Origin of the sequence: Mucilaginibacter rivuli (assembly GCF_019391655.1) — a bacterium.
Classification (GTDB): Bacteria; Bacteroidota; Bacteroidia; order Sphingobacteriales; family Sphingobacteriaceae; genus Mucilaginibacter; species Mucilaginibacter rivuli.
Genome location: NZ_JAHXPQ010000003.1, coordinates 550588 through 561845, shown reverse-complemented (window position 1 = coordinate 561845; position 11258 = coordinate 550588). Strand labels below are relative to the sequence as shown.

At 42.7% G+C, this 11258-nt stretch carries 7 protein-coding genes; 3 read left to right on the top strand and 4 right to left on the bottom strand.

What is annotated here, in order from left to right; genetic code table 11:
- Window positions 1-1251: a hybrid sensor histidine kinase/response regulator gene (locus KXQ82_RS09640; RefSeq protein ID WP_219487989.1), complete on the top strand. Its 1251-nt coding sequence runs from the start codon at window positions 1-3 to the stop codon at window positions 1249-1251.
- A gap of 11 nt (window positions 1252-1262) precedes the next feature.
- On the opposite strand, the gene KXQ82_RS09635 is transcribed toward KXQ82_RS09640, so the two are convergent.
- Window positions 1263-2003: a LytR/AlgR family response regulator transcription factor gene (locus KXQ82_RS09635; protein WP_219487988.1), complete on the bottom strand. Its 741-nt coding sequence runs from the start codon at window positions 2001-2003 to the stop codon at window positions 1263-1265.
- Window positions 2000-3082: a sensor histidine kinase gene (locus KXQ82_RS09630; RefSeq protein WP_219487987.1), complete on the bottom strand. Its 1083-nt coding sequence runs from the start codon at window positions 3080-3082 to the stop codon at window positions 2000-2002. The genes KXQ82_RS09635 and KXQ82_RS09630 overlap by 4 nt, the downstream gene beginning before the upstream one ends.
- 268 nt (window positions 3083-3350) lie before the next feature.
- Here KXQ82_RS09630 and KXQ82_RS09625 point away from each other — a divergent pair, with 268 nt between their 5' ends.
- A complete protein-coding gene (locus KXQ82_RS09625) occupies window positions 3351-6212 on the top strand; it encodes a TonB-dependent receptor (RefSeq protein WP_219487986.1) in 2862 nt (953 codons plus the stop codon).
- A 70-nt stretch (window positions 6213-6282) separates the two neighbouring features.
- On the opposite strand, the gene KXQ82_RS09620 is transcribed toward KXQ82_RS09625, so the two are convergent.
- The gene (locus KXQ82_RS09620; RefSeq protein ID WP_219487985.1) at window positions 6283-7968 is read right to left on the bottom strand and encodes a family 43 glycosylhydrolase; all 1686 of its coding nucleotides are present in this window, start codon (window positions 7966-7968) and stop codon (window positions 6283-6285) included.
- 61 nt (window positions 7969-8029) lie between these two features.
- Complete coding sequence (locus KXQ82_RS09615) at window positions 8030-8383, bottom strand: DUF7009 family protein (protein WP_219487983.1); 354 nt, start codon at window positions 8381-8383, stop codon at window positions 8030-8032.
- A 308-nt stretch (window positions 8384-8691) separates the two neighbouring features.
- Between KXQ82_RS09615 and nirB the strand changes: the two genes are divergently transcribed.
- Window positions 8692-11190, top strand: coding sequence for a nitrite reductase large subunit NirB (gene nirB, locus KXQ82_RS09610; RefSeq protein ID WP_219487981.1), 2499 nt, complete (start codon window positions 8692-8694; stop codon window positions 11188-11190).
- Window positions 11191-11258: the final 68 nt, after the last annotated feature.

Genomic DNA, 11258 nt, shown 5'->3' with positions numbered 1-11258 from the left:
ATGGTAAATAAAAGAGCAACGGGCGGTATACCTGTAAAGCTGCTGTTGGTTGATGATAATGAGAATAACTTATTATCGATGGAGGTTGCTTTGGAGAAAGGGAATTATCTTTTCTTCAGGGCAAACTCGGGCCGGGAGGCGCTTAGAATATTGTTGAAAGAGGAGGATTTCTCGCTGATATTGCTGGATGTGAAAATGCCCATAATGGACGGCTATGAAACTGCCGAACTGATCTATGAGCGCGACAGGCTCAAGCATATCCCTATTATTTTTATCACAGCTCACGATTATGAAGAAGCTGCCATGTTTAAAGGTTACCAAACCGGGGCGGTGGATTTTATTAGAAAACCATTTAACCCCGATGTGCTGCGATCTAAAGTAGCTGTATTTGCCGAGTTGCATAAAAAGAACCTGTTATTAAGAAAACAGGAAGAAAAGCTGCAGGTAATTAACCAGGACCTGATGAAACTTAACCAGGAACTGGAGCAACGTGTTTTGGCGCGCACTACAGAATTGGAAACCCTTAACGGAGAGTTACAGGCACTTAATTTATCAAAAGATAAGTTTTTATCCGTGATATCGCATGACCTGCGGAATCCGCTCACGGCATTATTGGCTTCATCCAAAAAATTGAATGAAGCCCCGGATAAGCTAAGCGCGGGCCAGGTTAAGCAGCTATCTAATATCATTCATCGTACATCAAACAAATTGCTCGACCAATTGAATGAGTTAATTGACTGGGCTAAAAAACAGAGCCAGAAAGTAAGTTTTAATCCCGAAAGTATCCGGCTGATTGATGGCGTTGAAGCTGCATTGGAACTGCTAAAGCAAAATGCGGTAGAAAAGAACATAAAACTAAAAAATAAGATATTTGAAAACCTATGTGTTAAGGCAGATTCATTAATGCTGCGGTCTATAGTTCAAAATTTGGTTACAAATGCCATAAAATATACCCCTAATGGTGGCAGTGTTATCATCAATGCAAAACACGAAGATGATATGGTGTGTGTATATATTGAAGATTCGGGTATAGGGATGAGTAACGAAGTGCGCGACAACCTGTTTAACAGAGAAAATAACAGATCTGTTACAGGCACAAATAATGAGCAGGGGAGTGGCCTCGGCTTGTTACTCGTGAGCGATTTTGTTACCCAGCATGGCGGTACCATTGTTGTTGACAGTACTGTTGATGTTGGTACAACGTTTAAGTTTACGTTACCGGCAAGTGAAATTGCGCAGGTGGTTAATTAGTATAAGTGTTATTACCGCCAACGCTCAGCAAAACCTGCAAACTCATCTTTGTACTGATCTGATACCGGGAACATCGTTTTGCCAATATAAACCGCGTTTTTGGTTACAGCGGTTATTTTATCCAACGATACGATGGTTGATTTATGGATACGCATAAACTTACTTTTGGGTAACTTTTCTTCGAGCGCCTTTAACGTAATGAGCGATAGGGTGGTTCTTTCGGGATTGATCAGGTACAGTTTGGCATAATCCTTCAAACCTTCAACATAGGTAATATCCGCGCAAGCTATTTTTACCGTTTGAAACTCTACTTTCAGGTAAATGTATTCGTCTTCCTTTACAGCAACAGGTTCGGCCTGTGTTGTTATCGTTGCTTTGCGCGAAGAAAGATTGAGGGCTTTATTCGCACCCCTCAAAAAGTCCTCGTAGCCAAAAGGCTTTAGCAGGTAATCTATCACATCAAGTTTGTAGCCCTCTAAAGCAAACTGGTCAAATGCGGTAGTAAAAATAATAGATGGTGCCTTACCCATATTTCTCCCCGAAAGGATACGTGCCAGCTCAATTCCGCTCAGGTCGGGCATTTGTATATCCGAAAATATGAGGTCAACTTCGTTTTCGCTGATAAAGCGCAAACTCTCAATAGCGTTGGAGAAACTACCCACAAGCTTTAAAAAGGGCGTTTGTTGTATAAACCTGCGCAATAGTTCCAGCGCAGGTGGTTCATCATCAATAGCTATGCAGGTTAATATCATAACGTTAGTTTTAGTTTAACCTCGTATTCCGAGTTGGCAACAAGGCCGGCAGTAAGGGTATATTTTTCGGGGTATAACAAGTCGAGCCTGCGGGTGGTGTTTAGTATGCCAATACCATTGCTGTCGTCTTCGCTTTCGCGGCGGGTTTCGTAAACGGTGTTTCTCACAATCAGCTCAACTTTGTCGGCAGTATGTATTATCCAGATGCTGATCTGCCCTTCGGTAACACCGCTTACGCCGTGTTTAAAAGCATTTTCTACAAAAGGTAAAAACAGCATTGGTGCTATCATAGCGTTGCCCATGCCTTCCTGCACCTGCAGCAATACGGTAGTTTTAGCACTTATGCGCAGTTTCATCAGTTCTACATATTCTTTAATAAAAGCTATCTCTTTGTTTAAAGGCGTTTGTAAACCTGCAGCATCATATAGCACATAACGCATCATTTTTGACAGGTTGGTAATGGCCGTGCGCGCAATATCTCCATCCGACAGCGTGTATGAATAAATAGTATTCAACGTATTGAAAAAGAAATGCGGATTGATCTGCGCTTTGAGCAGTGTTAATTCTGTTGCTGTTTTCTCCTGTTCCAGTTGCTGGCGCAGGTTAACCTCCTGCTGCCATTTTTGTATAAAGCTGATGGTGATACCCAATCCTATCATCAACAGGTTCAGGCCGGGTACATAGGTTTCAAATCCAAACGGTCCGTGGCGGTCGCGGTGGCCACCCGGGCCGCCGGGGCCATTATGCTCCGGGCGTGGATGGTTAAACACAAAAGGATTAAGATGAAATGTGCTGTTGATAAAGCTATTGAGGCAGGTAACGCCAACTAATAAGGCTATCACCACCAAAATGTAAATGATCACCTTACGGCGGATAAGCAGGCCTGGGATAAGCACATAATAATTAAAGTAAAATACCCCCATCAGGATGATGAGCAGGTCGGTTTGTCTTATCCAAAAGCCATTGGTAATGGTAATATCGGGGCTGTTTGGATGCGAGTAGAGCACACCCAATGCCAAAATAAGCCAGCAGAAAGCGTGTACTAAAATATATATGTTATTCCTGTTCAATAGTTTCATGAGCTGTGTTTTTCAACAATGATAAAGATACAAAAACGATCATCATTTGCCTGATCGTCAAAATCGTATTCCCTATCGACCATTTGGCGGTTTTAACCGATGAGGCATGATATAGCGGGAATAGTAAGTTTTTTTTTAACCTTTTTTTGTCGTTTTGGCTCAATGGTCGATTACTTCTTCCTAATGGTCTATCGTGTTTTTCAGGCCCGCAAATACACCTTTTCTTTGAGCCATAGTAAAACAATTGATCACGCAAACACCAAAGGATATGTTCAAAAAATTATTAATTATCGCAATGCTTTTTACAGCACAACGGGGCTTTGCCCAGCAAGGCTACACCGTAAACGGGTTGGTTAAAGATACCACCGGCCTTACCGTACCGGGAGCTACTGTTACCATGTTAACGGCCAAAGACAGCCTCTCGATGAGTACAGGTATGGATGGCATATTCATTTTTAAAAACCTTAGCCAACCTGTTTTTACAATTCGTATTAAGGGTATCGGTTATACCACTTATCAAAAAACATTTGCAGGCGCCCCGGCAACGGGTTCGTTCTCGTTGGGTACTATCTTATTGAAAAACAGCAGCACACAACTTGATGTGGTAAATATTGTAAGCGTTATCCCGGTGAAGATGAAAGAAGATACCTTAGAGTTTAACGCCGCCGCCTACAAAGTACAGGATGGCGCGCCGGTTGAGGACATGCTGAAAAAACTGCCGGGGGTTGATGTTGATAAAAACGGTAATGTAACCGCACAGGGCAAAAGCATTACCAAAGTGCGTGTAAATGGTAAAGATTTTTTTGGTGGCGATGTGAAAACCGCCACACAAAACCTGCCTGCCAATATTGTACAAAATGTACAGATCATTGATGACTACGGCGACCAGGCCAACCTTACCGGCGTTAAAACCGGCGATCCTGAAAAGATATTAAACATTACCATAAGGGCTGATAAAAATTATGGCTACTTTGGCCAGCTTAACGCAGGCGAAGGCGCGGATGCGCAAAATGCCATATTGGGTAAAAATGAAGCCAACCGTTACCTGGGTTCAGGTTCATTATTCAAATTTAATGGCGACCAGCAGATAGCGGCTTTAGCTAACCTGAACAACACAAATACCAACCTGTTTACCTTTGGCGGTGGCGGTCCCCGTGGTGGTGGCCCGGGCGGCGGTGGTGGCGGAGGCGGTACATCTACCGGTGGTAATGGTATTACCGCGGCCCGCTCGGCAGGTTTAAACTATCGCGATCAGTGGGGTAAAAAAATATCTGTTTATGGCAGCTACAGCTTTTCTGATAACACGGTAAACACTACCAGTTCAACCACTCAAAACAATACATCGTTAACAACACCAAGCATCAATAGCTTAAGCAGTACACAAACTGATGAAAAAGCCAACCATCGCTTTAACCTGAATATTGAGTATAAGATGGATACCCTTAATTATTTAAAAATAGTGCCTACGCTAACTTATGCAAGTATCAATACCTCGGCAGCGCAAACAAGTTTGCTTACACGCAGTGGTGCATTGCTAAGTAACTATAATTTAAATTCTACTTTAAACTCAAGCTCGCCAAATGTAGGGGCTAATGTATTGTTTAACCATAAGTTTATGACAAGGGGCCGTAACCTGAGCGTTAACGTTAGCGCCGGTTCAACCGCTTTGACGCAAACACAAAATCCGGTTTATAATTACATTGCGGGTTCGGCAAGTGCGCCAGCCAATCAATTGATAAGCACCGATGTAAAACTGGATAGCGTGGGCGCGGCAGTATCATACCTGGAGCCATTAAGCAAAACATCATATTTGGAGTTGAATTACGCTTATCATTACGCCCACACCACATCCGATAAGGAAAACGATACCCTTGCTACCTCAGGCTCGCGCAATCATTATGATCTGTTGAGTAACAATTACGCTTTCAATTTTATCACCAACAGGATAGGGCTTAACTACCGCTTTATCGAACAAAAATATAACTACACTTTAGGTATGGCTTTCCAGCCTGCTGTACTGAGCGGCTACTCAGCTAAAACAGGTGTAAATACAAGTGTAACTACCTATAACTTTGCACCAACGGCACGCTTTGTATACAATGTATCGCGCAACCAATCTTTTAACTTTAACTATAGCGGTGCAAGCAACCAGCCAACGTACAGTGAATTACAACCCGTAACCGATTTTTCGAACAGCCTGTACCCGGTACAAGGTAACGCCGATTTGAAACCGGAGTTTAACAATAACCTATCGTTACGTTATAATAAGTTCGATTTTCAAACCGGTAATGTATTGTTCGCGGGTTTACAATTCACCCAAACTAATGATAAGATAGTGGCTAACACCATTACTTACCCGCAAACGTATACGCCAAATACTAAGCTGCAAGGTACTACGCTTACCCAATATTTAAATGCGGGTGGTTTTTATATGGCATCGGGTAACTATGTGTACTCAAAACCTTTCCAGGAGCGTAAATATACCTTGAGTTTTAATGGGAACATCAGCTACAGCAATAACATAGCATATATCAGCAATGTAGCGCCAACAACCTACGTAATGACTACCGAGCAAAACATAGCCAAAGCCATCAATGTTACGCAAGGCGTTAAATTCCGCACCAGCATACAGGATGTTATTGATGCCGAGGTAAGTACCAGTTATGGTGTTACAGGTATTAACAACTCATTAACGCAAAATAACCTGGCCAACAACCTGCAAACACTAACCGTAGGCCTGAACGGTAAAAACTACTTTAACAAAACAGTAACCCTGAGTTACGATTTTACCCGCACCATGTACTATAATTATACAGGTGCAACCAACCCTAACATTTTAAATGCTTATGTAGAGAAGAAGTTTTTAAAACAAAACGTTGGCGCATTGCGCTTATCGGCTTTCGATCTGTTTAACCAGAATACAGGCTACAGCACCACGCAAAATGGTAGCTACATTAACCAAACACAGAGTAATAAGTTGGGCAGGTATTTCTTGCTAACCTTTACATTAAGGCTGCAAAACTTTGCAGGTGGCACACGCCCATCGGGCGGCCCTGATGGTGGCCCTCGCGATGGTGGTCCGCGTGGCGGCTTTGGTGGTCCGGGTGGTGGCGGCCCGGGTGGCGAATAAGCAACATCAACATTAATAATATAAAAAGAGCGCGCCTTAATTAAGGCGCGCTCTTTTTATGTGAGGTAGGTTATTGAGCTTTTAGTAAAGCGATATCATCCACATAACAAAAGGCATTTGCTGCGCCATCTGCCGTAAAGCCAATTTCAACTTTGCCGCCCTTAACGGGGATATTGGATATGCTGATGGTTTGCCATGATGTGTTTTCGTTTTGGATAGCATAATTAACACGGTTGCCTCTATTATCAGCATACATTTCAAGCTTGTTAAAACCTTTACTGTTTTTCACCTTTGCAGTTAAGGTATAAAGTCCGTCTGGGAGTTGTACAAAAGGCGAAGACGAAATTATCTGTGATACCTTTCGTTTAAAATTTACCTTGTCGGTAATATTCAGGCTCTTTTCGCCTGTCACTATTTTCCTGTCGGCTTCGCTGTTCACATGGTTTAAAACTATCGAGTCTGCAGAGCCAATTACTATTGGATGCCCTGATAAAATAGTAGTTTCCCAGCCTGTTAGTTGTTTTTGCACAGGTTTAACCGGGCTGGGTATATTTTTACGGTCGGCCTCAAAGCTGCCGTTCTTTACATAGTTGTTATCATCGGCTACGTTCCATTCGCCGGTTTGCGCATTTAAATTCCATGAGCTGAGCGAATTAAAATATGGATTTTTACCGTTGAAGGAAAGCGGGCACCATTGGTTGTACCCTAAACCATTGCCTGCAAAGTCAGCCCAACGGTCGCCGCAGTAAATAACTGTTTCTTGCTTGCTGCCTTTTATGGTATAGAAAAAGCCGGTTTGGGTAACGTGCGCGTAATCATCGGCGCAACCATCCATTACCTGCATATTGTTAAATGGCGTATATGGCCCCCTGATGTTATCGGCAACCAAAAAATAAGCGAAGGAAGCATCCCATCCGTATATGTTTGATGCGCACATATAATACCTGCTTTTGTATTTGAACATGCAATTCCCCTCGCGGCTTGCCCCCTGGAAAACCTGTTTACAATCTAACAGGTTCACTTTGCCATCCTTTACCCCAATTTCAGAAACATAAATTTTGTTGCGGCCCTTACCGTACGAGTAAATAAGGTAAGATATCCCGGTATCTTCATCGGTAAATACAGTTTGATCGCCCGTATTGCTCGTCCCTATCATTGCTTCCATGCTAATCTCCTGGTGCAAGGTAAACTGCCCTGTTGGCGAATCGGCTACCGCAATAAGCACCTTACCGCTATGCTGAACAAACATGGCGTACTTGTTCAATTCCTTAATATAGGCCACACCTAAACGGCCTACCCAGCCAACCCTTCCCGAAGGGTTTATGCTTTCTTTAGTTAGCACATCTGCCTCAAAGCTCCATTTTACCATATCGGTAGAGCTGTAGCAGGTTACAGATGCAAAGCCGCTGCCTTTATATGTTACCGATGGGTCTTTACGATAAACTTCGGCACCTAAATAATGTACACCATACCAGTAATATTTTTTTACCCCGCTAACCGGATCAGTAAACCGAAATATGCCGCCGCCCTGGCTATATATGGGGCGCCCGTCACGTGTATCCCAAAATACATCATTTTTAATGTTTTGTGTTTGCGCTTTTGCAAAGGTGCATATCAAAAAGCACAGGTATAGTGTGGTGCAAGCAATGTTTCTAATCATGGTAGCAATATATTTAGGCCTGTTTAAACAGGTAATGGCGCTATAAAAATGAGCTAATATCGCAACTATAGCATCCTGTACTGTTATGTGGGCCATGCCCGAACAATAAAGCATTGTCCGGTTGATATAATGGGGAGGGGGTAAGGTCGCTGCGGGGTTATACAGCCGTTGCCAATGGGTTGGGATAATTATCGCTTTGGTCTTCGGCAACATTATCAAGGCAGGTAAAGTCTTTTTCAACCAATAAATATAAGGGCCCGTCGTGATAGTCAAAACCAACCCTGTCTGTAGTGGTTAATTCGGTTACCATTTCATCAGATATATACAATGTTATTTCCTGGTTCTCCAGCATCGCTGCCATGCCACCGCTTTTTTTACTTTGTAAAGCATATACCAATGTTTGCGCTCCAAAATCGGTATGTTCTTCAATATATCCTGTTTCACTTAGGGTATTTACGTCTGTTTTTGTTAAACGGTACCGAATTGAGTTGCCTTTGATGCGTATTTTCATAGTGTTGGGAATTATTTCAGGTGTTTTTTGTTGTTTTTATTAATTTATTAAAAAATGATTCGTTTTTTATGGCGTTAAAATCATAATTTCATGTAAAAACTAAATTTTATTTCATTTTATCAATAAAATATGATTTATATCATACTAAAATTTAGTAAATGTTGAATAAAATGTTAAATTATATTACTAAATTAATACAATTATTTGATTTTGTCTTAACTTTTGTTTAAAATTGCTACTGTAATTACGCTTTAGGTCGCATTTAGGCTAATTACTTTAAGAGTGCTTTAACATTTAAAACTTTTTTTATGTCAAAACTTACTGTAATTGTAGTTGGTAATGGTATGGTTGGTTACAAGTTTTGCGAAAAGCTTGTCAGTAAATCAGCTAACTTTAACATCATCGTTTTCGGAGAAGAGCCCCGCAGGGCTTATGACCGTGTTCACCTGAGCGAATATTTTAGCGGCAAATCTGCCGAAGACCTATCCATGTCAACCGAAAGTTGGTATGCTGATAATGGTATTACCTTATACCTTAATGATGCCGTACAGGAGATCAATCCCGGCGAACAAACCGTTCACTCATTGCATGGCAAAACATATCACTATGATTATCTTGTATTAGCAACAGGTTCATCGGCTTTTGTGCCCGATATTCCGGGTATTGAAAATGAAGGTGTTTTTGTTTACCGTACTATCGAAGATCTGGAGTTGATAAAAGCGTATGCGGCTAACTGCAAGGTTGGCGCTGTAATGGGTGGTGGCTTGTTAGGCCTGGAAGCTGCCAAAGCAGTAATTGACCTGGGTATTCCCGAGGCGCATGTGATAGAGTTTGCCCCGCGCTTAATGCCAAGGCAAATCGACTCGATGGGTAGCGCTATGCTGCAATCAAAACTAAAAGAGCTGGGTTTAAATATCCATCTTAACAAAAGCACACAATGTATTACAGGCGACCATAAAATAACCGGACTTAAATTTAATGATGAGAGCGTGCTCCCTGTCGATATGCTTGTTATATCGGCAGGAATACGGCCGCGCGATGAGTTGGCTAAATTGGCCGGCCTGCATGTAGGTACCCGCGGCGGTATTATGGTGAACGAAAAAATGCAAACCAGCGATGAACGTATTTTCGCTATCGGCGAGTGCGCCTTATACGATGGTATGATATACGGCCTGGTTGCACCGGGTTACGAAATGGCCGATGTAGTAGCATCGTACCTGGTTGAGGGCGACAAATCGTTTAAAGGTTTTGATATGAGCACCAAGCTTAAATTAATTGGTGTTGATGTGGCCAGCTTTGGCGATGCCTTTATTACCGATCCTGATTGCCGCACAATTATATTTGAAGATACCCATAAGGGTGTATATAAAAGGATAAACATCAGCACGGATGGTAAATACCTGCTGGGTGGCATATTAATAGGTGATGCTGATGCTTATAATATGTTGCTGCAAACAGTGAACAATAAGCTGGTTTTGCCGCCTAATCCTGAAGATCTGTTATTGGGTGCCCGTGGTGGTGCCGAGGCTGATTCCGGCGCAGGCGTAATGGGTTTACCTGAAGACGCGCTGATCTGCTCGTGCGAGGCAGTAACCAAAGGCGCTATTTGCGACGCCGTTAATAACCAGGATATTACCACCATTGATGGTATGAAAAAATGCACCAAAGCCGGTACAGGCTGCGGTGGCTGTGTGCCTATGGTGAAAGACCTGATAACAGGTACCATGAAAGCTAATGGTTTATATGTTAAAAATGTAATATGCGAGCATTTTGAGTATTCGCGCCAGGAATTGCTTGATCTCATTCGCATCAATAAAATAAAAAATTACGACGAGGTGCTTGATCATTATGGCCGTGGCGATGGTTGCGAGGTTTGTAAGCCGGTAGTGGCCAGCATACTTTCGGGCTTATGGAACGATCTTATTGTTAAGCAGGATGTAATACAGGATAGTAACGACCGCTTTTTGGCTAATATACAAAAAGGTGGTACGTATTCGGTAGTTCCTCGTATCCCGGGTGGCGAGATAACACCTGATAAGCTTATTGTGATAGGGCAGGTGGCTAAAAAATATAACCTGTACACTAAAATAACAGGCGGGCAGCGTATTGATCTTTTCGGCGCGCACATGGGCGATCTGCCCCAGATTTGGGAGGAGTTGATAGACGCCGGTTTTGAAAGCGGGCATGCCTATGGTAAATCATTACGTACGGTAAAAAGTTGCGTAGGTAGTACCTGGTGCCGTTTTGGTTTGCATGATAGTGTTTCGTTCGCCATCGAAATTGAAGAAAGATATAAAGGCATACGCTCTCCGCATAAACTTAAAGGTGGCGTGAGTGGCTGTATCCGCGAGTGCGCCGAAGCGCAGGCAAAAGACTTTGGTATCATCGCTACAGAAAAAGGCTGGAACTTATATATATGCGGTAACGGTGGTTCAAAACCGCAGCACGCGCAGTTGCTGGCTGCCGATATTGATAGCGAGACGTGTATCAAATACCTCGATAGGTTCCTGATGTTTTACATCAAAACTGCCGATCCGTTAACGCGTACCGCAACTTGGTTAAACAAAATGGAAGGTGGCATGAGTTATCTTAAAAATGTGATAATGAATGATAGCCTCGGTATAAACGAGCAATTGGAAGAAGAGATACAAGGCCTTATTGATACCTATCACTGCGAATGGAAAGAGGTTGTTGAAAGCCCCGAGCTGCGCAAGCGCTTTAATCACTTTGTTAACGCTCCGGCCGAAAAGGATCCGCAGGCAGTATTTGTGCCAATGCGCGATCAGGTTAAGGCTAAAGAGTGGTAGGTTATAAGTTGAAAGTCAAAAGATAAAAGTTAAAAAACTCACCCTGGAAGACTTCCGTCTTCCGGGCT